26 protein-coding genes, 2 tRNA genes and 1 pseudogene are annotated in these 22592 nt (G+C 63.3%); 12 read left to right on the top strand and 17 right to left on the bottom strand.

The annotated features are described in order from the left end of the window. Positions 1–87 precede the first annotated feature (87 nt). Positions 88–981, top strand: a complete 894-nt coding sequence (locus tag NKJ15_RS13645) for a LysR family transcriptional regulator (RefSeq protein WP_352614065.1) — start codon at positions 88–90, stop codon at positions 979–981. A gap of 19 nt (positions 982–1000) precedes the next feature. Here the strand turns inward: NKJ15_RS13645 and NKJ15_RS13640 are convergent, their stop codons facing one another. The 3 genes from NKJ15_RS13640 to NKJ15_RS13630 are packed head-to-tail and all read right to left on the bottom strand — an operon-like array spanning position 1001 to position 3433. After that, complete coding sequence (locus NKJ15_RS13640; RefSeq protein ID WP_352815711.1) at positions 1001–2041, bottom strand: zinc-dependent alcohol dehydrogenase family protein; 1041 nt, start codon at positions 2039–2041, stop codon at positions 1001–1003. A 34-nt stretch (positions 2042–2075) separates the two neighbouring features. Beyond that, entirely contained in the window at positions 2076–2726 is a 651-nt protein-coding gene (gene maiA, locus NKJ15_RS13635; protein WP_352815709.1) for a maleylacetoacetate isomerase, read from the bottom strand. Further along, positions 2723–3433, bottom strand: a complete 711-nt coding sequence (locus NKJ15_RS13630) for a fumarylacetoacetate hydrolase family protein (RefSeq protein ID WP_352451939.1) — start codon at positions 3431–3433, stop codon at positions 2723–2725. Before NKJ15_RS13630 ends, maiA begins: the two co-directional genes overlap by 4 nt. Positions 3434–3805: 372 nt before the next feature. On the opposite strand from NKJ15_RS13630, the gene NKJ15_RS13625 reads away from it, so the two are divergent. Beyond that, complete coding sequence (locus NKJ15_RS13625; protein ID WP_352815707.1) at positions 3806–4828, top strand: acyltransferase family protein; 1023 nt, start codon at positions 3806–3808, stop codon at positions 4826–4828. A gap of 19 nt (positions 4829–4847) precedes the next feature. On the opposite strand, the gene NKJ15_RS13620 is transcribed toward NKJ15_RS13625, so the two are convergent. Together NKJ15_RS13620 and NKJ15_RS13615 are read right to left on the bottom strand one after the other, a co-directional pair. After that, entirely contained in the window at positions 4848–5345 is a 498-nt protein-coding gene (locus NKJ15_RS13620; protein WP_352815705.1) for a GNAT family N-acetyltransferase, read from the bottom strand. Between the two features lie 19 nt (positions 5346–5364). Continuing rightward, positions 5365–6129 (bottom strand): copper homeostasis protein CutC, encoded by a 765-nt coding sequence (locus NKJ15_RS13615; RefSeq protein ID WP_352815703.1) that lies wholly within the window; start codon positions 6127–6129, stop codon positions 5365–5367. 241 nt (positions 6130–6370) lie between these two features. Here NKJ15_RS13615 and NKJ15_RS13610 point away from each other — a divergent pair, with 241 nt between their 5' ends. Further along, on the top strand, positions 6371–6826 hold the full coding sequence (locus tag NKJ15_RS13610; protein ID WP_352771471.1) for a carboxymuconolactone decarboxylase family protein: 456 nt from the start codon (positions 6371–6373) through the stop codon (positions 6824–6826). Between the two features lie 27 nt (positions 6827–6853). On the opposite strand, the gene NKJ15_RS13605 is transcribed toward NKJ15_RS13610, so the two are convergent. Beyond that, positions 6854–7762: a LysR family transcriptional regulator gene (locus tag NKJ15_RS13605; protein ID WP_352815701.1), complete on the bottom strand. Its 909-nt coding sequence runs from the start codon at positions 7760–7762 to the stop codon at positions 6854–6856. Between the two features lie 128 nt (positions 7763–7890). Between NKJ15_RS13605 and NKJ15_RS13600 the strand changes: the two genes are divergently transcribed. The 4 genes from NKJ15_RS13600 to NKJ15_RS13585 all read left to right on the top strand — a co-directional run bounded on the left by NKJ15_RS13600 (position 7891) and on the right by NKJ15_RS13585 (position 10565). Then, positions 7891–8394, top strand: coding sequence for a nuclear transport factor 2 family protein (locus tag NKJ15_RS13600; protein WP_352614021.1), 504 nt, complete (start codon positions 7891–7893; stop codon positions 8392–8394). A 59-nt stretch (positions 8395–8453) separates the two neighbouring features. Continuing rightward, complete coding sequence (locus tag NKJ15_RS13595) at positions 8454–9437, top strand: alpha/beta hydrolase (RefSeq protein WP_352614022.1); 984 nt, start codon at positions 8454–8456, stop codon at positions 9435–9437. Continuing rightward, complete coding sequence (locus NKJ15_RS13590) at positions 9434–9988, top strand: nuclear transport factor 2 family protein (protein WP_352815699.1); 555 nt, start codon at positions 9434–9436, stop codon at positions 9986–9988. Before NKJ15_RS13595 ends, NKJ15_RS13590 begins: the two co-directional genes overlap by 4 nt. Before the next feature lie 130 nt (positions 9989–10118). After that, positions 10119–10565 (top strand): nuclear transport factor 2 family protein, encoded by a 447-nt coding sequence (locus NKJ15_RS13585; RefSeq protein ID WP_352815697.1) that lies wholly within the window; start codon positions 10119–10121, stop codon positions 10563–10565. Positions 10566–10620: 55 nt separating this feature from the next. Here the strand turns inward: NKJ15_RS13585 and NKJ15_RS13580 are convergent, their stop codons facing one another. Beyond that, complete coding sequence (locus NKJ15_RS13580) at positions 10621–11076, bottom strand: cupin domain-containing protein (protein ID WP_352815831.1); 456 nt, start codon at positions 11074–11076, stop codon at positions 10621–10623. A 45-nt stretch (positions 11077–11121) separates the two neighbouring features. Next, a complete protein-coding gene (locus NKJ15_RS13575) occupies positions 11122–11952 on the bottom strand; it encodes an AraC family transcriptional regulator (protein ID WP_352614024.1) in 831 nt (276 codons plus the stop codon). 84 nt (positions 11953–12036) lie between these two features. Between NKJ15_RS13575 and NKJ15_RS13570 the strand changes: the two genes are divergently transcribed. Next, on the top strand, positions 12037–13236 hold the full coding sequence (locus NKJ15_RS13570; RefSeq protein WP_352815695.1) for an amidohydrolase: 1200 nt from the start codon (positions 12037–12039) through the stop codon (positions 13234–13236). On the opposite strand, the gene NKJ15_RS13565 is transcribed toward NKJ15_RS13570, so the two are convergent. The 7 genes from NKJ15_RS13565 to NKJ15_RS13535 all read right to left on the bottom strand — a co-directional run bounded on the left by NKJ15_RS13565 (position 13175) and on the right by NKJ15_RS13535 (position 19375). Continuing rightward, complete coding sequence (locus tag NKJ15_RS13565; RefSeq protein WP_352815693.1) at positions 13175–15436, bottom strand: xanthine dehydrogenase family protein molybdopterin-binding subunit; 2262 nt, start codon at positions 15434–15436, stop codon at positions 13175–13177. The genes NKJ15_RS13570 and NKJ15_RS13565 overlap by 62 nt on opposite strands. Next, positions 15433–16422: an FAD binding domain-containing protein gene (locus NKJ15_RS13560; RefSeq protein WP_352815691.1), complete on the bottom strand. Its 990-nt coding sequence runs from the start codon at positions 16420–16422 to the stop codon at positions 15433–15435. The genes NKJ15_RS13565 and NKJ15_RS13560 overlap by 4 nt, the downstream gene beginning before the upstream one ends. Continuing rightward, positions 16419–16904, bottom strand: a complete 486-nt coding sequence (locus NKJ15_RS13555; protein WP_352614066.1) for a (2Fe-2S)-binding protein — start codon at positions 16902–16904, stop codon at positions 16419–16421. The genes NKJ15_RS13560 and NKJ15_RS13555 overlap by 4 nt, the downstream gene beginning before the upstream one ends. A 667-nt stretch (positions 16905–17571) precedes the next feature. Next, positions 17572–17718, bottom strand: coding sequence for a hypothetical protein (locus NKJ15_RS13550; protein WP_352815829.1), 147 nt, complete (start codon positions 17716–17718; stop codon positions 17572–17574). A 62-nt stretch (positions 17719–17780) separates the two neighbouring features. After that, positions 17781–17984 (bottom strand): cyclophilin-like fold protein, encoded by a 204-nt coding sequence (locus tag NKJ15_RS13545; RefSeq protein ID WP_352815690.1) that lies wholly within the window; start codon positions 17982–17984, stop codon positions 17781–17783. Positions 17985–18050: 66 nt separating this feature from the next. Further along, positions 18051–19097 (bottom strand): alpha/beta hydrolase, encoded by a 1047-nt coding sequence (locus NKJ15_RS13540; protein WP_352685030.1) that lies wholly within the window; start codon positions 19095–19097, stop codon positions 18051–18053. A gap of 50 nt (positions 19098–19147) precedes the next feature. Beyond that, the gene (locus NKJ15_RS13535; RefSeq protein WP_352470377.1) at positions 19148–19375 is read right to left on the bottom strand and encodes a hypothetical protein; all 228 of its coding nucleotides are present in this window, start codon (positions 19373–19375) and stop codon (positions 19148–19150) included. 186 nt (positions 19376–19561) lie between these two features. Here NKJ15_RS13535 and NKJ15_RS13530 point away from each other — a divergent pair. Next, positions 19562–20465 (top strand): annotated as a pseudogene (locus NKJ15_RS13530) (LysR family transcriptional regulator). Positions 20466–20722: 257 nt separating this feature from the next. Here the strand turns inward: NKJ15_RS13530 and NKJ15_RS13525 are convergent. Further along, positions 20723–20797: transfer RNA gene (locus NKJ15_RS13525), tRNA-Asn, on the bottom strand. Between the two features lie 220 nt (positions 20798–21017). Here NKJ15_RS13525 and NKJ15_RS13520 point away from each other — a divergent pair. After that, entirely contained in the window at positions 21018–21278 is a 261-nt protein-coding gene (locus NKJ15_RS13520; protein WP_023676401.1) for a hypothetical protein, read from the top strand. A 63-nt stretch (positions 21279–21341) separates the two neighbouring features. On the opposite strand, the gene NKJ15_RS13515 is transcribed toward NKJ15_RS13520, so the two are convergent. Beyond that, a complete protein-coding gene (locus NKJ15_RS13515) occupies positions 21342–21542 on the bottom strand; it encodes a hypothetical protein (RefSeq protein WP_352451402.1) in 201 nt (66 codons plus the stop codon). 217 nt (positions 21543–21759) lie between these two features. Here NKJ15_RS13515 and NKJ15_RS13510 point away from each other — a divergent pair. After that, positions 21760–21833 (top strand) — tRNA-Cys (locus tag NKJ15_RS13510). 89 nt (positions 21834–21922) lie between these two features. Further along, a complete protein-coding gene (locus tag NKJ15_RS13505; RefSeq protein WP_352815687.1) occupies positions 21923–22591 on the top strand; it encodes a protein-L-isoaspartate O-methyltransferase family protein in 669 nt (222 codons plus the stop codon). Position 22592: the final 1 nt, after the last annotated feature.

Below are 22592 nucleotides of genomic sequence, written 5' to 3'. Positions count from 1 at the left end.
TCGCCTGATGTGGCGGAAGGCGCAGTATTTGCATCTTATTCGTGCATGAAACGCCACATCGCGGCCGAGCTGTGCTACGGTCCGTCGATGTCGTCGCCAGATCTCAATCTGCTTGTCGCCCTCGATGTGCTGCTGACCGAGGGCAGTGTGGCGCGCGCGGCCGGGCGGCTGCGCCTCAGTCCCTCGGCGATGAGCCGGACGTTGGCGCGGTTGCGCCAGGCGACAGGCGACCCATTGTTGGTCCGGGCCGGCCGTGGCCTGGTTGCGACGCCGCGCGCGCTCGAGTTGCAGCAACAGGTAGGCCGCGTCGTTCAGGATGCGGAAGCGCTGCTGCGCCCGGCCAAGCTCCTCGACCTCTCTGCTCTCGACAAGGTCTTCACGCTGCGCGCCAACGAAAGTTTCGTCGAGGAGTTCGCACCGCGTCTTCTGACCCGTGTCGAAGCGGATGCGCCTGGCGTGCGGCTGCGTTTTGCGCCGAAATCCGACAAGAACGACATGTCGTTGCGTGGCGCGGCGGTTGACCTCGAAATCGGGGTTGCCAGTGAAACGAACCCTGAAATGCGCATTCAGGCGCTGTTTCGCGACCGCTTCATCGGTGCGGTGCGAACGGGTCACAGCCTGGGCGAGGGCCCAATGACGCCGGAACGCTATGCGGCCGGCCGCCACATCAGCGTTTCGCGGCGTGGCCGCGAAAAGGGCCCGATCGACGAGGCCTTGAAACTGCTCGGTCTCCAGCGGACGATCGTGTGCATGGTTTCCAGCTTCTCGGCCACGCTCGCCATGGCGCGCGCCTCCGATCTGATCGCCAGCGTCCCCGAACGGCACACGCTGGGCGCGCGCACGGGCATGTACAGCTTCCCGTTGCCGGTCGATATCGAGGAGGTCACCATTTCGATGCTGTGGCATCCGCGACTCGATGCCGATCCGGCACAACGCTGGCTGCGAGCCTGCGTGCGGGAGGTCTGCGCGTCGTTTCGCTGATCCAGGCTCAGGGCGTGATCTAGAATCTGGTCACCACGCCGATGCCTATGCCTTCGAAGCCGCCCATCGCCATCAATGCGGCCGGCGCCTCTTCGAGGCTGATCTTCTTGCCGACCAGCAGTTCGGGTTTCAGCTTGCCGGTGCGGATCATCTCCATCATCGCCTGGTAGCGAAACGCCTGCATGCCGTGGCTGCCGCGGATTTCGAGCTCGAATGCGATCACCTTGTCCATCGGAATCTGCGGCCTGGCATGGTCGCCGAGCATCAGGCCGACCTGCACGTGGCGCCCGCGGCGGCGCAGGTTTGCGATCGAGTTGAACGAGGTACTGGGGTGGCCGAGCGCGTCCATCGACATGTGCGCGCCGCCATTGGTGATCTGCTTGACCGCCTTGACCACGTTCGGCGTCTTTGCCGCGTTGATCGTCGCCACCGCGCCGATCTTTTTGGCAAAGTCCAGCTTCTCGTCGGTGAGGTCGATGGCGACGACATTGGCGCCCATGACGCTGGCGATCATGATCGCCGACAGGCCGACGCCGCCGCAGCCATGCACGGCAACCCATTCGCCGGGGGTCACGCGGCCCTGATCGACGATGGCGCGGAACGAGGTGACGAAGCGGCAGCCGAGGCTAGCGGCGGTGGCGAATTCCATCTCGTCGGGCAAGCGTACGAGATTGGTGTCGGCATGGTCGATGGCGACATATTCGGCGAACGAACCCCAGGCGCTGAAGCCGGGCTGGAACTGATGTTCGCAGACCTGGTGGTTGCCCGACGTGCATTCGAAGCAGCGGCCGCAGCCGACGGCAAACGGCACGGTGACGCGCTCGCCGCCCCTCCAGCGGGTCACCTGGTTTCCTGCGGAGACCACGACGCCGGCAAGCTCGTGGCCGGGCACATGCGGCAGGCGGATGCCGTCGTCGTGCCCCATCCAGCCATGCCAGTCGCTGCGGCAGAGGCCGGTGGCCTCAACCTTGATGACGACGCCTTCCGGCGCCGGCTCCGGATCGGGAACGGTCTGGATCGTTGGCGTTTCGCCGAACTTTTCGAAGACGACGGCTTTCATCGGCAGTTCCTCATGACTTCATGCAATTTGCGGTCTATTCGGCATCGATCTGGTTCTCAGGCGCGGCCTTCTGGAACGCCGGCAGCGCCATGCAGGCGGCATTGATGCGCGAGATCGTCGGGTAGGGCGTCATGTCGAGGCCGAAGCGGGCATTGCTGGTGACCTGTGCGACCAGGCAGATGTCGGCCAGCCCCGGCGTGTCGCCATGGCAGAATGTCTTGGTCTCGGGCGAGGAAGCCAGAATCTTTTCAAGCGGCTGGAAGCCTTCGTTGACCCAGTGCCGGAACCAGTTGACGACATCCTGGTCGCCGGCGCCGAACAGTGTGCGCAGCGAGGTCAGCACGCGCAGATTGTTCACCGGATGGATGTCGCAGGCGATCATCTGCGCCAGCATCCTGACGCGGGCGCGGCCAGGCGCATCCTTGGGCAGCAGCGGCGGCTCAGGCGTGGTCTCGTCGAAATATTCGATGATCGCCAGCGATTGCGTCAGCAGCGTGCCGTCGTCCAGGACCAGTGCCGGCACCAGCCCTTGCGGATTGACCGCGAGGTAGGCGGGTTCGAGATGCTCGCCGTGGCGCAAATGATGCGGCACGTAGTCGTAGGACAGGCCCTTCATCACCAGCGCGATCCGCACCCGGTAAGAGGTCGAGGAGCGGTAATAGTTATGGAGGACGATGTCGCTCATCGGATCGGTTGGCCGATGGTCAGTTCGATTTCGCCGATGCCGTCGACGCCGCCGGTGATCTTTTCGCCCGGCCCGACGGCGCCGACGCCAGCCGGTGTTCCGGTGAAGATCAGGTCGCCTGGCCGGAGTTCTACCGCCTCGCTGCAAATCGAGACGATGTCGGGAACCGGCCAGATCAGTTCGGCAAGGTCGCCGTCCTGCCTGATCTCGCCGTCGACCGCGAGCCAGATGCAGCCCTTTTCGGGATGACCGGATTTTTGCGCCGGGACCAGCGGGCCGCAGGGCGCTGAACGGTCGAAGGCTTTCGACCAGTCCCACGGCCTTGCCGCCTTTTTCGCTTCGTCCTGAAGGTCGCGGCGGGTCAGGTCGACACCGACGCCGTAACCCCAGACATGGTCCAGTGCGCGCTCGCGCCGGATGCGGAAGCCGGCTCCGCCGATCGCGACGACCAGCTCGATTTCGTGATGCAGGTTTTGGGTCAGCGGCGGGTAGGGGATAATCGTACCCGAACCGACCGCCGCATCGACCACTGCGTCGCCTGGCTTGGTGAAGAAGAAGGGCGGGTCGCGCTCATCATTGCCGAGCTCGCGGGCATGAGCGGCGTAGTTGCGGCCGACGCAGAAGATCCGGCGCACCGCAAAACGCTCCGGCGAGCCGGCCACGGCCACCGACGGGGTTGCGGGCAGGGGAAGGACGAAGCCGGTCATGCACTGTCTCTGTTCAGTGGATCTGTCCGCGGCACATTCGGCCGATTTGGGCAAACGGGCAAGGCATTGGATGGCGGAAGAGCAGGCCTGCCGCACGGTGCCGCGGAAATCGCCGGTACATTTTGCTCTGCCGGCCAAGATGGAGATGTACTATTTGCCGTCAGGCTGGCCATGGCGCGCAGCGCCTGCCGCCAACGCTTGAGACTGTCGACCGTTGGTTTCGAGTAACGGACGTGACAGCCCCTTTTCGGTCCGCCCTGTACTTCGGGCGTGTCGTTATCTCGCACTTGCACAAAGTTCTGGTGCGCTGCAATATAGCTGGAGGAATGCGGCCTCCAGCCCGCCTTTCGCAGGTTCAATGAAGGGACCGGCATGACGGACATCTCCGCGACGCGTCTTGTCGTGTCCAGGCCTGTGGCCGATAGCTCGGCAAGAACCAGGCTTGCCTATCTCGACGGCTGGCGCGGCCTGTCGATCGCGCTGGTGCTGATCGGCCATTTCTTCCCCGTTCCCGGCATCAATCTCGGCGTCCTTGGCGTCGAATTCTTCTTCGTGCTCAGCGGCCGGCTGATGGCCGAGATCCTGTTTGTCGAATACTATCCGCTGAAGAAATTCTTCAAGCGCCGGTTCTCCCGCATCTACCCGGCACTGCTGATTTTTGTCGTCGCCGCGATGGTTGCCCTGTCCGGCACATTCATCGCCTTCAAGTGGAAGGCGGCGCCGACGGCGCTGACGTTCACCTACAACTATGCCGGAATTCTCGTCACCCGCGCCGGCGCGCTCGACCATATCTGGTCGCTCTGCGTCGAAGAGCACGCCTATATCATCCTGGCGCTGATCAGCGTCGTCGTCTCGGGGCGGTCCCGGGTCATCATGTTGCTCGGTGCATTGTCGGTGCTGGCCATGGCAAACGGCGCCATCTCCTACTGGGTGCTCGCAATAGGCTACGAGGGCACCTATTGGCGCACCGACGTGCACATCGCCTCGATCCTGCTGTCGGCGGTGATATGCCTGCTCAAGGCCGACGACAGGCTGCCGGCGCTGTTCAAGGGGCCGCATGTCGCCCTGGCGGCCTCAGTACTGGCTGTGCTCCTTTTCATGGCTGCCGTGCCAACCCCGATCCACTATCTGGTCGCGGTGCCGCTGCTGGCACTCGCCGTCAATTCGCTCGACTTCGGCAGCCGGTATCTGACCGGGTTTCTATCGTCCCTGCCGATGACGATGCTGGGGCTGTGGTCGTATTCGCTCTATCTTTGGCAGCAGCCCTTTTATCAATTCGTCGACATAAAAGGCAGTTCGCCGTGGTTGATGCTTGCGGCGGCGTTCGCTTGCGCGCTGTGCAGCTACTACATCATCGAAAAGCCGGCCCGCTCCTGGCTGAACCGCAATTGGTAGGGCGTACGGCGCCCGCCGTTCAGCCGGCGATCCGTCTTGCATAATACCGCACGGCTTTCCTGCCGCCGTGGATTACCGCGTCGCCCACTTCCGCAAAGCCGAGTGCGGCATGGAAGGCGTCCGAAGCCGGATTGGGTGGCTCGGCATTGACTTCGCAGGTGACGATCGCCTGGCCCGCGCGTGATGCCTGCTCGAACAGATCCTCGTACAGCCGGCGGGCATGGCCGCGCCCGCGCGCTGCGGCGGCGACCACGACGCGATCGACATAGACGAACCGCGGGTAACGCTGGCGAAACCACAGGAAGTTCGGGCTGTCGTAGCTGGCGTCCTGGTCGAAGGTCATGATGAAGGCTTCGAGCGTACCGATGCGGCGCGTGTAAAACGCTTCGGCGAGCAGGAAGGACAGGCGCTCGGGTTCGAGCCACGACAATTCGGCGGCATGCTCGTTGTTGAGCGCGAGGATTGCGGACTCATCACTCGGCGAAACCCGTTCGATCGGCAAACGCACTTCGATCATGTTGTTCGATCTTCCAGGATCACAGCCGGGCGGCTGCGATGGTCGCCGCCACCAGCGCCTCGTCGGTCACGGTGTTGCGGTATTCGCGGTCGAGGTCGGTGCCGCCCATGCCGACTTTCGGGTTGCGGTAACGCATGGCACTCGGCACGTCCTTGAGCGCGGCGAAGTGCATTTCGCTCAACCCGGTTTTCCTCCGCACCTTGCCGATGTTCTCGGGATCAAGCCCGCCGCAGCCCAGGATGATGATGCGGTCGCCGGCCTGCCTGACAACATCGGCGAGCAGGTCAGCGCCCTCGAGCGCCGTGTCGCGCTGGCCGCTGGTCAGCACGCGGCCGACCTTGCAGCGGATCAGCGCTTCCAGCGCCTCTGTCGGATCGCGGGTCATGTCGAAAGCGCGGTGGCAGGTGACGTTCAAGCTTCCCGCCGCCTTAACCAATTCGCTCATGCGCTGTTCGTCGATGGTGCCGTCGGCAGTGAGGCAACCGACGACGACACCGGCGACGCCGAGCTCGGCAAGCGCGCCGACATCGGCGAGCATCGAACGATATTCGGCTTCGCCATAGAGAAAATCGCCGCCGCGCGGCCGCACGATGACGTGGAAGGGGATCGTCGCCAGCTCGAGCGCCGTGCGCACCGTGCCGAAGCTCGGTGTGATGCCGCCCTCGATCAGGCTGGCACAGAGCTCGACACGGTCGGCGCCGGCGGCTTGCGCGGCCAGCAGGCCGTCTATGCCTTCGACGCAGATCTCGATCAGCGGCAGGCGAGGGCGTTCGGTCTCGATCATAGGCGATCCGTCGATGATTTCAGCTGCCCAGCGGTAGCATCGGGCATGGTGCGATGAAAGCCGGAACTGTTGGCTCAACACGCGACAGGGCGGCCGGCGGTGCTCCAATTTTGCCGCTTGACACATCCATAACCGTTCAGCTATATGTCGATTCATAGCCAGCGAGTTATTGATTGATTAACAGCACAGCCGACCGAAAGCTAAATGTGCGGCCGGCAGAAACGCGCCTAAGGAGACCACCATGCAAGCACGGTTGAAAAACCCGGTGATGCTCATTCCCGGCGCCTTGCAGGCACTGCTCGCGCTGGACAAGTCGACCGAGACGGCCGACCTGTCCTATGTGACGCGCAAGCTCGTCCATCTACGCGCCAGCCAGATCAACGGATGCAGCCTCTGCGTCGATATGCATGCGCGCGAATTGAAGAAGGCCGGCGAAAAAGACGAGCGCATCTTTGCCGTGTCCGCATGGCGGGAGACACCCTACTTCACCGACGCCGAACGCGCCGCGCTGGCACTGACCGAGGCGGCAACCCGGTTGGCCGATCGGCCGGATCCGGTGCCGGATGCAGTCTGGGACGAGGCCGCCCGGCACTATGACGAAAAGGCGCTTGCCGCCCTGGTCGTCCAGATTGCCCTGATCAACGCATTCAACCGGCTCAACGCAACCACCAGGCAGATTGTCGGCGCCTGGGGCTGAACGGGGCTCGCTTTTCGCAACGGCACGTCAGATCCGCAACTCGTGAGCGTTCGCGCGGACGAAGTCGATGAAGGCCCGCAGCTTCGGCGGTACGAGGCGGCGGCTCGGATAATAGAGGTGGAGCGGCTCGTAAGCGGGACAGAAAGGCTCCAGCACCTTGACCAGCGCGCCTGAGGCGAGAAGCGGCGCGGCGAGGCCCTCGACCGCGAAGGCGAGGCCAAGCCCTTGCGCGGCGGCGGTAATGCACAGCGGAAGCGTGTTCACGATCAGGCATGCGTCCGGCGTAAATGCGACTTCGCGTCCCTCCACAATGAATTCCCAGGGTGAAATCGTGCGGGTGCGGGTGAGGGCGAATGCGATGCAGCGATGGGCGGCGAGGTCTGCCGGCCGCTTCGGCGTACCGTTGCGCGCCAGATAATCGGGGCTGCCCACCACGACCATCTGCAGGGGCCCGCCCAGGCGCGCGCCGATCATATCTCTCTCGAGAAGCTCGCCGATGCGCAGGCCGGCATCGAAGCCCTCGGCGGCGATGTCGACGAAGCTGTCGTCGAAAATCAGACTAAGCCGCACTTCGGGATAAGCATCCATGAACGGCCGCATCAGTGGCTCTATCAGCAGCGGCGCGGCGATCCAGGGCAGGCTGAGGCGCAGCGTGCCGGCGGGACGATCGCGAGCTTCGCGCAGTGCCGCGCCAGCCGCCCAGATATCTTCGGCTGCCGGGCGCACGTGGTCGAGGTATTCAGCGCCAGCTTCGGTCAAGCCAACGCTGCGGGTCGTCCGGTTGAGCAGCCGCACCCCCAGGCGCTCCTCGAGCCCCTTGATCGCCTCGCTTAACGAGGCCGGAGCGACGCCGAGCTCGGCGGCGGCGCGGCTGAAGCTTTTGGCCTCGGCGACTTTGACGAAGGCGACGATGCCGCTGAACTGGTCGAGGCGCATTGTAAGGATTTTCCAAATAGCCCTGTCGAATTCTACCGGTTTTTCCGGCGAACGAAAGGCGTCATGTTGGGTCTGACGAACGGGCCTCGGTGTTGGGAACGGCTCGAACAGGCAAGGAGACAGGACCGATGACCAGGCTTGCTTTACTCGCCGCCGGCACTCTTCTGGCGGTGTCTGCCGCCCCGGCGCACAGCGGGCCACTGGAAGACCGCAATATCCAGCTCATCAAAGGCTATTACGCAGCTTACGCGACCGGTAATCCCGAGGCCGTGCGGCCCTTCCTCGCGCCTGATATCGTGTGGCGCATTCCCGGCCATCATCCGCTCGCCGGCGACAAGCGCGGGCCGGACGAGGTGGTCGCCTTCTTCCGCGGCCTGGCCGATGGCAAGTTCAAGGCCGAGCCGATCTTCTTCCAGGCGCAAGGCGACCTCGTTGTCGACGTCCATCGCGGCTGGTCGAATGTCGGCTCAGGTCCCGAGATCGACCAGTTCTACGCGCTGATGTTCCGCATCAAGGACGGCAAAATCGCCGAGGCACAGAATTTTTTGACCGACATGTACCAGTCGGACGCTTTCTACTGGGCGCATTACCCGCTGAAGCCGCTGCCCGGCCGACTGGCTGGCGAGCGCTGAGACGGCGGTCTTTCTCGCAACGCGCAGCGCTTCTCACTCCAAGCCAAAGGAGACTTGCGATGTTTAAAACCCTGACACTTGCCGTAGCAACCACCGCCGCGCTCGCCGTCACCAATGCCGTCGCCGCACCGCGCGTCGAGCACGTCACATTCTCCTCGCATGGTGAGCAGCTTGTCGGCGAGCTCTATCTGCCGGAGGATATGGACGCGGCAAAACCTCGGCCGGCGCTGGTCGTGACCGGCGCCTGGATGACGGTGAAGGAACAGATGCCGGCCCGCTACGCCCGCGAGATGGCCGATCGTGGCTTCGTCGCCTTGACCTTCGATTTTCGCGGTTGGGGCGAAAGCGGCGGCCTACGCCGCCAGTACGAGGATCCTAGGGCCAAGATCGCCGACATCGAAGCGGCGGTCGCCTATCTCTCGAGCCGGCCCGAAGCCGATCAGGACCGCATCGGCGGGCTCGGCATTTGCGCCAGCTCCGGCTATATGGTCACCGCCGCCGCCGAAAACGCGGCGATCAAATCGGTCGCCCTCGTTGCGCCCTGGTTACAGGATGCCGAAGTGGTCGAGCAGGCCTATGGCGGCAGGCATGGCGTCGCCAGGCTTGAAGCCACGAGCGATGCGGCAGAGGCGGAATATCGCCGCACCGGCAGACAGGCATTCCTTCCGGCCGCGAGCCTGACCGACGAGCGCGCGATCATGTTCAAGGTGCCTTACTACACCGAACCCGATCGCGGCATGATCCCGGCCTGGCGCAACGAGGCCGATCCGGCGTTCTGGCGCGGCTGGCTGACGTTTGACGCCATCCAGGCTGCTCCGCGCCTGCGCCAGCCTTTTTTGATGGTGCACAGCGAGGCGGCTGCCATTCCGAAGGGGGCGCACAAATTCTACACGCGGCTGAACAGTTCCAGGCGGGAGCTGTGGCTCGACAACGTCACCCAATTCGATTTCTACGATCGTGCCGCGCCGGTGGAGGCCGCAAGCGATGCCGTCGCCGCGCACTTCCGCGCGACGCTGGGCAGTGCGGGGGAGGCGGGACAATGAGCCTCGTCACGCGCCGGCATGTCCTGGCCTCGGCGGTTTCCGCTGCGATGATTTCCGCCGTCTCGGCGCCCGCCTCGAGCGCTCCGGGAGATGCGCTGACGGTCAAAGACAGGATCGCAATCGCCGAGGCGATTGCCGGGATCGGCCTCTATGCCGATCTGCGTGAATGGAACCGGGTCAGATCCTATCTCGCAGCCCGTGTCACGACCGACTACACCAGCCTCTTCGGCGGCAAGGTCACGACTAGCGGCCGCGACGCGTTGATCGCGCAGTGGCAAGGGCTGCTGCCGGGCTTCGACGCCACCCAGCACCTCATAACCAACATCACCGTCGAGGGCGCGGGCAATGACGCGGTCGCACGCAGCCATGTCCGCGCAACCCACTGGATCGGCGGGCGGTTCTGGACGGTCGGTGGCAGCTACCTCCACCGGCTGGTGCGGACGCCGGAAGGTTGGCGCGTCAAGGCAATCTCCATCCGCCGCTTTTACGAAGAGGGGGATCGCGCCGTGCTGGCCGCCGCTGCCGGCCGGGTAAAGGCGGAGGCCAAATGAGTGTTCGGGTTTGCGCAGGCCCAGTCGCGCGGCGAGGTTGCTCGGAGCATCGGCAACGTGAATATTGATCGAAATGTCGGGGCAGGCTTGGCGCATGCGGCATTAGTGCCGCCAACCGCGGAGACAGGACATGACCCTTTCATTGCAGGAGGTTTCCGATAGGCTTGAGATCGAACAGCTGCTTGTTCGCTATTGCTATGCGGTGGACGATCGCGACTGGGAAGCCTATCGCAAAATATTCACACCCGATGCCTTGCTTGACGACACTGTAACAGGTGGAATCAGGAGCGGTGTGGATGAGCATGTTCCTTACATGAAAGGCGCCCTTTCCAAGATATTGATCTCGCAGCACGCCATTTCGACAATCCTTCTGGATCTCCGAGGGGATGAGGCCAGCGCGCGCGTGCATTGTTCATGCCCGATGGTGGTAGACCTCGGCGAAGGCAAAAGGCAGGTCTTCTTCCAGGGGCTTTGGTATCGAGACCGCGTCGTACGCACGTCCGAGGGCTGGCGCATAAGTGAACTTGTCGAGGAAGGCTATTGGAATCACAATTTGCCGGAGGGGTTCGCGTTCTGACGTCTGTTACGCGCTGTGCTGGATCCGCCCCGGACGCCGTTCTCAGACCTGGCAGCTACTGGCGCAACACCGTGTTCTTGGTGCCTTCTTCGACCTGGTCGATGACCAGCAGCTTGACCGGGTCGGCGCCGACATTGGTCGCCTGATGCCATTGCCCGATCATCTCGATGATGAAATCACCTGTTTGATAGGTGTTGCTCTTGCCGGTCTCGACATTGGTGACCTGAAGCGTGCCGGCCTCGACATAGGCATAGCGCGGAAACGGATGCTTGTGGACCGGCAAGGTCGCGCCCGGCGCGATCTGATAGGCCGAGACCAGGACCTGGACGTTGTTCTGCGGCAGCGTGATCGGCTGGCCGGACGCGGTCTCGGTGCGAGAGGCAAGCGGGGTCACCACTACCGGCATCCCGCTGGCATCCAGCGCCTGGGCAGCCGTTGCGGATAGAACTACCGCGAGCAGCAGCGTCGATACCAAGATTTTCGCATGATTCCCCCCGAGCTGCGCCAGCATTGCGCAGCGCGCATTGGCGCGCAAGCTTGTCCTGTTCAGCAGCGTTTATCCCGCTTTTCTGAACATGCCTGGCGTCATGCCATGCATGGCCCGGAATGTACGGGACAGATGGCTCTGGTCGGCGAAACCGGCCGCGATGGCGGCGTCGGCAAGGCCAAATCCCTGTTCGATCAGCGTGCTCGCCCGGCGCAATCGCCGGTCGCGGATATAGGCCGCCGGCGTCAGGCCAATTGCCTTGTTGAAGTCGCGGATGACCTGGAACCGGGTCACGCCAGCCGCGCCGGCAAGCCGCTTGAGATCGAGCCGTGAGCCAAGCTCGTTTTCGACAAGATCGCGGTAGAGCGAAAATCTTCGCTGTGATCCGGAGCTTTCGATCTCTTCGGCCTGTCCGCTCGAATCGCCATGGCGAACGATCAGCCGTCGCAGCGCCACGAGCAGAGACGTCTCGGCCGTCATCGTGTCCGGGGATGTCGAGCCCTGGTGCGCTGCCGTCAATACTGCAGCGAGACTGCTGTCTTCGATCGTCGCGCGCGAAAACACCGGAGCGCCGTAGCGGCCGAGTTCGCGGGCAAGCGCGCTCATCAGCGGCACCGAAGGATAAAACGTCCGGTAGGCCCAGCCTTCATCCGCCCCGCGTTCGCCGTCATGCCACTCCTCGGGATTGACGACGGCAATGGTGCCTGCCGGAGCGAGAACGCTTTTGCGGCCGATGCGAATGCGCTCGCAGCCAGAGGTGATCAGGGCGATCACATAGGTCGGGTGCGTGTGCAGGTCGTAGCGGTGCCGGGTGAAGCGCGCCTCGAACAGGCCCAGGTCGGGAAAACACGGATGGCGCCAGTATTTCCCGGTCTCTGCCGCTTCGTTTGTCCTTGCCATGGTCAATCCGGTTCAAGACGCCTCTCGCCGGGCCTTCTATGGCTGGCAAACCAAGCCGCTTTTTGTCGGCGGAAAGGAGGCATCATGCTGCATAATGACCCCATCGCCGCGCTGACACCAGAGGTCATAGGCTGGCGGCACCATATCCATGCCAATCCGGAGCTCGGATTCAATGAATACGAAACGGCGCGTTTCGTTGCAGAGAAGCTGCGCTCCTTCGGCGTCGATGAGGTGCATGAAGGGATCGGCGGCACCGGCGTCGTCGGTGTCCTGCGCAGCGGCGCTGGAACGTGCGCTATCGGCCTTCGCGCCGAGCTCGACGCGCTTCCGGTGCTGGAGAAAACCGGCCTGTCCTATGCTTCGAGGCAAGAGGGCGTGATGCACGCCTGCGGCCATGACGGCCACGCCGCGATGCTGCTCGGCGCCGCCAAATTGCTTAGCGAGTCGCGCACCTTCGACGGCACCGTCACTTTCATCTTTCAGCCGGCCGAGGAGAGCGAGGGCGGCAGCATGCGCATGATCGAGGACGGCCTGTTCAAGCGCTTTCCGGTCGAGGCGGTCTATGCGGTCCACAACTGGCCGGGCGTCAGGCTGGGGACGATCGCCGCCCGCGCTGGTGCGCAAATGGCGGCCGTTGATAATTTCGAGCTGACCTTCCAGGGTCTTGGCGCGCATGCCGCGATGCCGCAGCTCGGCGACGACCCGATCCTGGCCGCCAGCGCCTTCGTGCAAGCCGTCCAGCGCATCGTCAGCCGCTCGGTCGACCCGCAGAGCGCGCTTGTCGTCAGCATCACGCAGATCCATGGCGGCAATGTCGGCAACATCGTGCCGGGCAAGGTCTGGCTGCAAGGCACCTGCCGCTTCTTCGAGCACGGCCTTTCCGACCATTGCGAGAGGCTGATCGGCGAGATCGCACAAGGTATTGCCGCCGCGCATTCGCTCAAGGCCAGGCTCGACTACAGGAAGGGCTATCCGCCGCTGATCAATACGGCGGATGCGACGGCCCGCGCCGTCGAGGCCGCCGCCCCCGTCGTCGGCCGGGAGAATGTCTTGACCGAGTTCAGCCCCAGTCTCGGCTGCGAGGATTTCGCTTTCATGATCCGCGACGCCGGCGGCTGCTATGCCTGGATCGGCGCCGGCGAGGCTGGCCCGGGCAAAGGCCTGCATGGCGACCGCTACGTTTTCAACGACGAGATCGTGCCGACGGTGATGCGCTATTACGTCAACCTGGTCGAGCAGACGCTTCCGCGGGCCGATCCTTCGACAGCAGTTTTTCCGGCGTGATCGGCAACTCCCGGATCCGCTTGCCTGTGGCGTCGAAGACGGCGTTGGCAACAGCAGCGGCAACGCCGGTGGCGCCGAGTTCGCCGATGCCTTTGCCGCCGATCGGGCTGGCATGCTCGTCCACCTCATCGACGAAGTGGATTATGATGTCGCCGGGAATGTCGGCGTTGGCCGGAATGGCGACCCCGGAAAGGTTCTTCGACAGGAACCGCCCAAGCACCGGTTCGTGCCTGCTCTGCTCCATGGCCGCCATGCCCCAGCCCCAGATGATGCCGCCCGTCATCTGGCTGCGTGCGGTGCGGGGATTGACGATGCGGCCGGCGCTGTAGCTGCCGACGGCGCGACGGAGCCTGAGCAGGCCGAGCCCCGGATCGACGCCGACCTCCATGAAAATCGCGCCGAAAGTGCGCATGGCGAGGCCTTTGCCATGCTGCGCCGGATCGAACGAGCCGGAGCCGACGATCTCGCCGATGTCGGTATGGCTCATCACATCGGCGATCGTCTGACCGCCGGCAGCGCCCCTGCGGCGAATCTTGCCGTCCTGCATCTCCACCTCGTCCGGCAGCAGATTGGCAAGACGGGCAAGCTGCGAACGCGCATCTTCGGCGGCGGCAAGCACCGCCGCGCCCACCCCCATGGTCGATGACGAGCCATAGGTCGGTCCCGCCTCCGGCAGCTGCGTATCGCCCATTTCCAACTCGATCTTCTCCATCGGCAGGCCCAGCACGTCGGCTGCGATCTGCGGAAAGATGGTGAGTGTTCCGGTCCCTATGTCCTGCGTGCCGGTGCGGATGAGCACCGTGCCGTCCCTGTGCAGCCTGACCTCGGCTGCAGGCGTCGGGTGGCGGAAACAACCCATGGTACAGGTCGCCATGCCGTAGCCGATCAGCCAATCGCCGTCGCGTTGCGGCTTGCGCGGGCGTTCGCGCCAGCCGAACAGGCGGGCGCCTTCCTCATAGGCCTCGCGCAGCTTCTTCGATGACCAGGGCTGGCCGGTGGCCGGATCCGTGTCCGCACGGTTGATCAGACGCAGGTCGAGCGGATCGACGCCCAGGCGGTGGGCGAGCTCGTCCATCGCGCTTTCGAGGGCCCAGGTGCCTGGACCCTCGACCGGCGCGCGCAGCGCCGTCGGCATGGCGACGTTCGCGCGCTCGACGCGCTGGCTGAGACGCATCGCCGGCGTGGCGTAGAGACCCTTCGAGGCTTCGGTGGCGAACTCGACGAAATCGTCGCTCACGGTGGTCAGGTTGATCACGTCCTGTTGCACGGCGGTCAGCTTGCCCGAGCTGTCCGCAGCCAGCACGATCTTCTGTGCCATGCGCGGCTGGTAGCCGAGGCAGGAATAGGCATTGGCGCGGCTGAGCGCCAGCCTGACCGGGCGCTGCATGATGCGCGCGGCGGCGGCGGCCAGCACCTGATGCGGCCAGATCCAGCCCTTGCCGCCGAAGCCGCCGCCGGTATGGCGGGAAATCACGCGGACGTTCTCGGCCGGGACATTCATGCGGGCGGCAAGCACCTGGCGGACACCGTAGACGTGCTGCGTGGCATCGTGCAGCGTCAGCTCTCCGTCATTCCACTCAGCGAGCGTTGCCGAGGGCTCCATGGCGTTGTGATGGCGCGACGGCTGCAAATAGACGGCTTCGACCGTGGCGGCGGCGTCGCTAAGCCCGCGGTCGACCTCGCCCTTCGTAAACGTCGGCTCCAGGAACAGGAAGCCGCTCTCCCTCGGCACGACCGCAGCCTTGTCGATGGCGGTCCACTCCGGCGGTGCCGGCAATTCCGGCTCGGCGAACTCGTAGCGCAATGCGACGCGGCGGGCGCCGGCCTCCGCCGCCTCCAGCGTCTCGCCCAGCACAATGGCAAGCGGCTGGCCCTCGTGACGTATCTCGTCGCCCTGCATGGGCATGAAGCTCTGCGCGGCCGGCGGGCCTTCGGCCTGCTGCATCTGCGTATCGGGCTCGGCCCTCGGCGATGCGAACCGGCCGAATTTGGGCATGTCCTCATGCGTGAGCACACGCACGACGCCCTTATCGGCGAGCGCGTCGTCGACCATGATCGACGTCACGCGGCCGGCCGGAACGGGCGCGGTCACGAGTACCGCATAGAGCAGGTCGGGGGCGAAATAGTCGGCCGCATAGCGGGCGCGGCCGGTCACCTTGGCGCCGCCGTCAGGGCGGGCAACAGGCTGGCTGATCATCATGACGGCATCCTCGCTGCTCTTTCGATCGCCCGCAAAGCGGCGGTCTTGGCCAGTTCGATCTTGTAGGCGTTCTGCGACAAGGGACGCGCTTCGGCGAAGGATTGCTCGATAGCGGTGCTCAACGCCTCGCGATCGCCGATTTCGGCACCGGCGAGCTGCTCCTCGGCGGCGCTCAGCCGCCACGGCCGCAGCGCGACGGACCCCAACGCCAGGGCCGCCCGACGGATAGTTTGGCCGTCCATCTCCAGCACAGCGGCGGCGGAGACGATGGCGTATTCGTAGGATTCGCGCTCGCGCACCTTGAGGTAAGCCGATCGCGGCGCCGGCGCCGGCAGCTCGATTGCCGTGATCAGTTCGCCTTGCTGCAACACATTGTCCGCCTCGGGCCGCGTATCGGGAAGCAGGTGGAATTCGGCTGCCGGAATGCGCCGGCCGCCGCTGCGGTGCGCGGTGACGATGACCGCATCAAGTGCTGCCAGCGCCACGGCCGGGTCGGATGGCTGGGTGGCGACGCAATCCTCGGTCCAGCCGAATATCGCGTGATTGTCGTTGATGCCATGCAATGCCGAGCAGCCGGAGCCGAGCTGACGCTTGTTGCATGGCAGCTGCTCTTCGGCGCGGAAATAGGCACAGCGCGTCTTCTGCAGCAGATTGCCGCCAATCGTTGCGAGATTTCTCAGTTGCGGCGACGCCGCGTTGAGGATCGCCTGGCTCAACACCGGATAATTGCGCATCACCAGCGCATGCTGCGCGACATCGTTGAGATGCGTCAGCGCGCCGATCGTCAAGCCGCCGCCGGGCAGTGCCTCGATCTGATCCAGCCCGTCGAGGCGGGAGATGTCGATGATCCGCACCGGCTCGGCAATGCCAAGGCGCAGCCAGTTGAGCAATTCGGTGCCGCCGGCGAGAAAGGCGCTGTCCGGCGCTGCACCGGCCGCGATCGTTTCGCCCAGGCTATCGGCGCGCGCGTAGACGAATGGGGTCATTGGCTCACCCTCCCGGCCGCCGCGCGCACCGCCTCGGCGATTTGCGGATAGGCGGAGCAGCGGCACAGATTGCCGCTCATCCATTCGCGGATCTCGGTATCGGAGCCGGTGTGTCCCTCCTCGATCAGCGCCGCCGCCGACATCACCTGGCCGGGCGTGCAGAATCCGCACTGGAAACCATCATGATCGATGAACGCCTGCTGCACGGGATGAAGCGCGTCGCCGTCTGCCAGCCCTTCGATCGTCGTGACCTCGCGTCCCTCGCAGGACACGGCAAGTATCATGCAGGCATTCACACGCCGTTCGTCGAGATGCACGGTGCAGGCGCCGCACTCGCCGAAATTGCATCCCTTTTTCGTTCCGGTCAGATGCAGCCGCTCGCGCAGCAGGTCGAGCAGCGTGACGCGGGGATCGAGATCGGAAAGGCTGTGATCCTCTCCGTTCACCCGCAACCTCAATAGGTGCCGATCGTGGAAGTTCATGTGAGGTTACCTCGAAGCACATGCCGTACTCGTCGCAGGGACTCGTCCAGCAAGCAGCCACCCACCTGTCGAGGCGAAATAGGGCGGTCAATTCCGGTGAAAAGGCGCTGCCGGTCAGGGAAGGCTAAAAACGCGCATTTGAGATTTGCGGCGGAAACGCCCTGAATGCCGCCGCAAAGTGTCACCGTAATTCCGTAATTCCCGTCATTCAGGTTGGCTTGGCGGCCTACATTGGGAACATTGCCGCGCCGCTGTCCAATCTAGGGCAGGCGGCTTTCCAGGGCAGGGCGGCCTTGCGACTGGCAATGTCGTCCGGCAAATGAAAGATGAAGCTGAGAACTACGAGTTCGCGATCGGACGACGCCAGGATTCGCCGCAAGCGCACAGGAAACGAAACGTGACCGTGATCGCACTGAGGCGCTACTCGTTGCCGGCGGGCCGTGGAGGATTGCTCGTGAAGGTCGGCTAGGGACGGTATCGCGCGGCAGTGTTGAACGCGGCCTGGGGATCAGTACGATCACGAGGGAAATCAGGGAGCGGGTCGCCGCGGTGGCAAGGAGGTGCTCCATGCCGGTCGTGGCGTCTGTGACCGCAGGGGCAGGCGCTGTCGAAATCCGCACCCGGCTCATGCCGCTGTTTCCCGTGATGCCACCGCGCTGCACACGCCTCAGCCAGCACGTTCAATTCTCACCGTGACGGAACCGGGACGATCAAAGATCGAAACATCGCCGGCGACCTTCCCGAGCACAACGATGCCGGGCGACGGGACGCGACCATTCCGATAGTAGATCACGAAATGATCGGAACTCCACAGCCCGAGCGTGCCGACCGAGAAGTCGCGCTGCCGTGTCTGTTCCGGAAATGGAGCCGGTAGATTTACCGGTCTTCTTCCTGGCGAAGGTGGTCGCTCATCTCAATGGCAAGCGGCAACATCTGAGCAAGAGATTTTGCGGCTTCGTTATCGGCAAGATCGGCCGTGACCTCGCCCCAGTCTGATGAAATGCCAATACGTTCTTGAGCCATCCTGGGTCCAACCATTCCAAATGCAATAACGCCAGCGCTCAGCAGTGATTTCAGCACGGGTCATTCCTCCGTTTTCTAGGCAGATGGAGACCGCCCCAGCAAACACAGGCTCCATCTCGTCAGTCACGCGGAGAGGTGCTGATTGAAGAAGCTGGTAAGCCTGTCGAACGGAATCAGGTCCACACGGTCGTAGAGATCGACGTGACCGGCGCCCTGGACCCAAACCAGTTCCTTGGGCTCGGCTGCCAGTCTGTAGGCTTCCTCGCTGAATTCCCTCGAATGCGCCTGATCGCCGCTGATGAACAGCATTGGGCGCGGCGAGATCGTCTCGATGTCATTGAACGGGTAGAAGTTCATGAATTTGACGTTGCTGGTCAGCGTCGGCTTAGTCGTTATCTGGTCGGAGACACCCGCCGGGGTAAACTCTCCGCGGGGTGTCCGATAGAAATCGTAGAACTCGCGCTGGATGGGATGCGTCGACGCGGTCAGTTCGAGATCAGTGCCGCCCGTATACTGGACTTGGCCGCCTTCGAATTCGGAGTAGCGCTGTTCGGCGGCCGCTGCGATGATCTGCTTCCGTTGCTCGACGCTTAGCGAGTGATTGAGTGCGTTTCGGTTCGCCGCGCCCATGTCATACATGCTGACCGTGGCGATGGCGCGCATGCGCGGGTCGATCTTGGCGGCGCTGATGACGAAGCTGCCGCTGCCGCAGACACCAATCGCGCCAATGCGGTTGCGGTCCACGAACGCGTGTGTCCCGAGGAAGTCCACCGCCGCGCTGAACGCCTCGGCGTAGACATCCGGTGAAACGATCTGTCGGGCTTCGCCCTCGCTCTCGCCCCAGAATGGCAGGTCGATCGCCATGGCGATGAAGCCCTGCTCGGCCATCTTGGTGGCATAGAGGGTCGCGCTTTGCTCTTTCACCGCGCCCATTGGATGGCCGACGACGATGGCCGGATGACGTGCATTGCGGTCGAGGTTCTTGGGAACGAGCAGATTTCCCGCAATATTCATCTGGTATTGGCTTTTGAAGGTCACTTTCTCCAGCGTCACCTGACCGCTTGTATAGAAATTGTTTGCACCGTTTGACATGTCTTGAGCCTTTGCGAAGGGAAAGTTGAAGAGTGACGCCCCACTGAAGGCGGCGATGCCGGAGCCGGTCAGCTTCAAAAGCTCCCGCCGGTGGATTTCACGCGCTGGTATTTTCGTATCAGGGGTATTCAAAGGCATTTCCGATCTCCTGTAAGTTTGGGTTGGAATTGAACCACTCGCCACTTTGGCCAGTCCTCTTCGAGTTTGAGCAGACGCCGACCGTTGCCGATCAGCGCGATTGCGAAGCCGGCCAGAACCAAGCTGCCGATGAAGATCGCGGAGATCGTCAGACCATACAGCAGCACCCCTCCGACTACCGCGCCCAGAAGGATCGAAGCCTGGATCGCCGCGACCATCAGGCTTGCCGGCGGCCTCGGCCGCATTTTGCGACATCCATGTCATCCAAATCACCGACATCGCGGTAATGCATTGTTGCAGTGCAAACCTAATGGTTTTGCCATAAAGCGATTACCCCTATAAATCGGCATGAACCTATCGACTATATCGAATAATCCGCTGCAAGCGACGGAGAGAGAAACTTCATGGCCAGAACCGATCTCAACCAATTGACGTGGTTTCAGGCTGTCGCAGAAGAGCGCAGCTTCACCAAGGCGGCGGCAAAGCTCGGCGTCGCGCAATCGACGCTCAGTCACACGATCAAGCAGCTCGAAACACGCATGCATACGCCTTCTGACCCGCACGACGCGTAATGTCGCGACGACCGTTGCGGGCGAAAGGCTGCTACAGACGATCACCCCGCGCATTGGTGAAATCGAAGACGAGATCACAGCGCTGATGGCGCTCCGCGAAAAGCCGTCAGGCTCGATCAGGTTGACCCTGTCCGACCACGCGCTCGAAAGCGTGGTCTGGCCGAAGCTTAAGCCGGTCCTCAGCGGCTATCCCGACATCGGCGTCGAACTGATCCTGGACAGCACCTTCCGCAACATTGTCGAGGAAGGCTTTGATGCCGGTGTCCGGCTTGGAGAGAGCGTCGAGAAAGACATGATCGCGGTCCGCATCGGCCCGGACTGGCGCTTAGTCGCCGTGGCTTCGCCGCGATACTTCGCGGCGCACAGCGTGCCTGTGCATCCGCAGGATCTGGTCCGGCACGTCTGCATCAACATGCGTCACGAAACCGCCGGTGGTCTGTACGCATGGGAGTTCGAGAAGGATGGACAGGCGCTGCGTGTCCGTGTGGACGGTCAACTTACCTTCAACAACTCCTACGCCATGATCGACGCTGCAGTGAGTGGCTATGGCATCGCCTATGTTCCCGAGAACATCGTGGAGCGGCACGTCGTCTCAGGATTGCTGGTGAAGGTCCTCGACGACTGATCACCCTTCTTCGATGGCTATTTTCTCTATTATCCGAGCCGCCGCCAAAACCTTCCTGCGTTCAAGATCATTGTCGACGCGTTGCGGCATCGGGATCCGTCGGGATCGTGATGTTCCCTTCGTCATATTGTACTCAGGGGCGTGGTCGATAGCGGCTCATTCCTGAATCTCGATAGGCGCAGCAGGAAAGGCATAGGTCGAGGTCCGGTATCCAACTCGAAACGTTAGTTATAACCAGAACATCGCGTCGATGCTTGCGCGAAGGTTGGCCACAACTTTCTTCCCCATCGCGCCGGCTGGAGCGAAGCGCATGATCCTACAGGGAAATTGAATAGGTCCGCGGCCGCATCGCACCGCAGCGTAGATGTTGGCTCCCCGGGCCGGATTCGAACCAGCGACCAACCGGTTAACAGCCGGTTGCTCTACCACTGAGCTACCGGGGAACAGAGGCTCTCATGTGAGTGGGGCAGCCTATAGCAAACCCGTTTCGGCTTTGCAAAGAAGCATTTCGCATTTTTTCGATGCTTTTTGGCGCGAGGCTTGCTGGCAATGGCCGGCGAGCGCCCTCATATGAGCTGTCTCTCGCCTGTCAAGGAACAGAAAAGGCCGTTGCGGCTTTCTCCGGCTGATGGTGCTACTGATGCAAACGGATCGACATTTCACATGACGGCAATGAGCGACGAACAGCCACCGGCCCGGAAAATCTCGGTCTTCGGCCGCCAGTTCACCATGCCGCGCTCGCGCGGCCTCAGGATTGCGATCGGCGTTGTGCTGATCATCGGCGGCATTCTCGGCTTCCTGCCGATCCTGGGTTTCTGGATGGTACCGATCGGACTGCTGGTGCTCTCCTACGAATTTGCCCTGGTGCGTCGTCATCGGCGCCGCTTCGTCGTCTGGTGGGAGCGACGGCGCCGGCCTGACTGAGACTGCCCTGCTGACAGGCCGGTATTCGGCAATTGTTTTGAGAGCGGCGTGGTCGTCCAGGCCTCACCGAGGCTGGTCGAAACAGCTTTCCAGGCGTTCGCAAAGCTCCTTGAGAACGGCGGTAGCCGATGCCAGCCGCGCCCGGTCGCGCGGCGGCAGGGTGTTTGCGCCTTCTATGCTGAGGCGGTCGATGGCATAGCGCACAAGCTCTGCAGACTGCGACAATCCGCGCGACGTGCCGTCCTTCGTAGCTGCTCGACGCATGGCGGAGCCTCCTCTTTGCCCAACGTGGCCGCCGGTTTCGGGTTCCCGTCGCCCAGAATCATGCTTAACGATAAGCTAATATGTTATTGCTAAGATGGGCATTGCGTTGATAAGGCAGGGCATGGAATGTCGAGGAACCGTTGGGAATGCATGGTGGCCGCTTGACGGCATTTTCGCCGCAACCTATTGGAGCCGGGTGGAACGCCGGGAGCAATGAGGCCTCGTGGCGGAGTGGTTACGCAGAGGACTGCAAATCCTTGCACCCCGGTTCGATTCCGGGCGAGGCCTCCAATGCCCGAGCTCCCGCGCGTCAGCGTCAGGGGGCTTCAGTTCCGGTCGAAACAGCCGCGGCCTTTGCGCGGCAAGCGGATGGTTGGAACATGAGCGCTGATTTTGCCGAACGCCGGGTGAAGATGGTCGACGGCCAGATCCGCACCACCGACGTGACCAGCGCGACGTTGCTCGAGGCGATGCTTGTGGTGCCGCGCGAGGCCTTTGTTGCCCCCGGCCAGCGCGATCTTGCCTATATCGACGAGGACATCCGCATTGCCGATACGGCCGATGGCCCGCGCTATCTGATGGAACCGTCGCCATTGGCCAAGCTGATGCAGCTGGCCGATATCGGCCCAAGCGATTCGGCACTCGATGTCGGCTGCGGCACCGGCTATGCGGCGGCGATCCTGTCGCGGCTGGCAAGGTCCGTGGTGGCGCTGGAAAGCGATCCGGCGCTGGCCGAGACCGCCACTTCGACGCTTGCGGCGCTGGGTTGCGGCAATGTCACGGTGGTCCACGGGCCGCTGCCGCAAGGCCACGCAGAGAAGTCGCCTTACGACGTCATCCTGATCGGCGGCAGCGTCGGCGAGGTGCCAGCGGCGCTGTTCGACCAGCTTGCCGAAGGCGGCCGACTCGTCGCCGTTGAAGGGCAGGGCAATTCGGGCGTAGCCCGGCTTTTTTTTAAGACTGGAGGGGTTGTAACGGGAAGACGCGCATTTAATGCGGCAATTAAGCCACTACCGGGATTCGAACGCATTCCCGCCTTCGAATTCTGAG

The sequence above is a fragment of the Mesorhizobium sp. M0207 genome (genome assembly GCF_040321995.1).
GTDB lineage: Bacteria > Pseudomonadota > Alphaproteobacteria > Rhizobiales > Rhizobiaceae > Mesorhizobium.
The sequence above is the reverse complement of the archived record's forward strand: the minus strand, read 5'-3'. Positions and strand labels throughout refer to the sequence as shown.

Excerpts from the sequence above, each read along its gene's own strand:
- NKJ15_RS13600 (WP_352614021.1), top strand. The coding sequence starts at position 7,891 with ATGACCAGGCTTGCTTTACTCGCCGCCGGCACTCTTCTGGCGGTGTCT.
- NKJ15_RS13505 (WP_352815687.1), top strand. The coding sequence starts at position 21,923 with ATGAGCGCTGATTTTGCCGAACGCCGGGTGAAGATGGTCGACGGCCAG.
- NKJ15_RS13605 (WP_352815701.1), bottom strand. The coding sequence starts at position 7,762 with ATGCGCCTCGACCAGTTCAGCGGCATCGTCGCCTTCGTCAAAGTCGCC.
- NKJ15_RS13590 (WP_352815699.1), top strand. The coding sequence starts at position 9,434 with ATGAGCCTCGTCACGCGCCGGCATGTCCTGGCCTCGGCGGTTTCCGCT.
- NKJ15_RS13570 (WP_352815695.1), top strand. The coding sequence starts at position 12,037 with ATGCTGCATAATGACCCCATCGCCGCGCTGACACCAGAGGTCATAGGC.
- NKJ15_RS13535 (WP_352470377.1), bottom strand. The coding sequence starts at position 19,375 with ATGGTCGCGGCGATCCAGGCTTCGATCCTTCTGGGCGCGGTAGTCGGA.
- NKJ15_RS13645 (WP_352614065.1), top strand. The coding sequence starts at position 88 with ATGTCGTCGCCAGATCTCAATCTGCTTGTCGCCCTCGATGTGCTGCTG.
- maiA (WP_352815709.1), bottom strand. The coding sequence starts at position 2,726 with ATGAGCGACATCGTCCTCCATAACTATTACCGCTCCTCGACCTCTTAC.
- NKJ15_RS13615 (WP_352815703.1), bottom strand. The coding sequence starts at position 6,129 with ATGATCGAGACCGAACGCCCTCGCCTGCCGCTGATCGAGATCTGCGTC.
- NKJ15_RS13555 (WP_352614066.1), bottom strand. The coding sequence starts at position 16,904 with ATGAACTTCCACGATCGGCACCTATTGAGGTTGCGGGTGAACGGAGAG.
- NKJ15_RS13585 (WP_352815697.1), top strand. The coding sequence starts at position 10,119 with ATGACCCTTTCATTGCAGGAGGTTTCCGATAGGCTTGAGATCGAACAG.
- NKJ15_RS13565 (WP_352815693.1), bottom strand. The coding sequence starts at position 15,436 with ATGATGATCAGCCAGCCTGTTGCCCGCCCTGACGGCGGCGCCAAGGTG.
- NKJ15_RS13580 (WP_352815831.1), bottom strand. The coding sequence starts at position 11,076 with ATGCTGGCGCAGCTCGGGGGGAATCATGCGAAAATCTTGGTATCGACG.
- NKJ15_RS13610 (WP_352771471.1), top strand. The coding sequence starts at position 6,371 with ATGCAAGCACGGTTGAAAAACCCGGTGATGCTCATTCCCGGCGCCTTG.
- NKJ15_RS13560 (WP_352815691.1), bottom strand. The coding sequence starts at position 16,422 with ATGACCCCATTCGTCTACGCGCGCGCCGATAGCCTGGGCGAAACGATC.
- NKJ15_RS13575 (WP_352614024.1), bottom strand. The coding sequence starts at position 11,952 with ATGGCAAGGACAAACGAAGCGGCAGAGACCGGGAAATACTGGCGCCAT.
- NKJ15_RS13630 (WP_352451939.1), bottom strand. The coding sequence starts at position 3,433 with ATGACCGGCTTCGTCCTTCCCCTGCCCGCAACCCCGTCGGTGGCCGTG.
- NKJ15_RS13595 (WP_352614022.1), top strand. The coding sequence starts at position 8,454 with ATGTTTAAAACCCTGACACTTGCCGTAGCAACCACCGCCGCGCTCGCC.
- NKJ15_RS13640 (WP_352815711.1), bottom strand. The coding sequence starts at position 2,041 with ATGAAAGCCGTCGTCTTCGAAAAGTTCGGCGAAACGCCAACGATCCAG.
- NKJ15_RS13515 (WP_352451402.1), bottom strand. The coding sequence starts at position 21,542 with ATGCGTCGAGCAGCTACGAAGGACGGCACGTCGCGCGGATTGTCGCAG.
- NKJ15_RS13625 (WP_352815707.1), top strand. The coding sequence starts at position 3,806 with ATGACGGACATCTCCGCGACGCGTCTTGTCGTGTCCAGGCCTGTGGCC.
- NKJ15_RS13520 (WP_023676401.1), top strand. The coding sequence starts at position 21,018 with ATGACGGCAATGAGCGACGAACAGCCACCGGCCCGGAAAATCTCGGTC.
- NKJ15_RS13620 (WP_352815705.1), bottom strand. The coding sequence starts at position 5,345 with ATGATCGAAGTGCGTTTGCCGATCGAACGGGTTTCGCCGAGTGATGAG.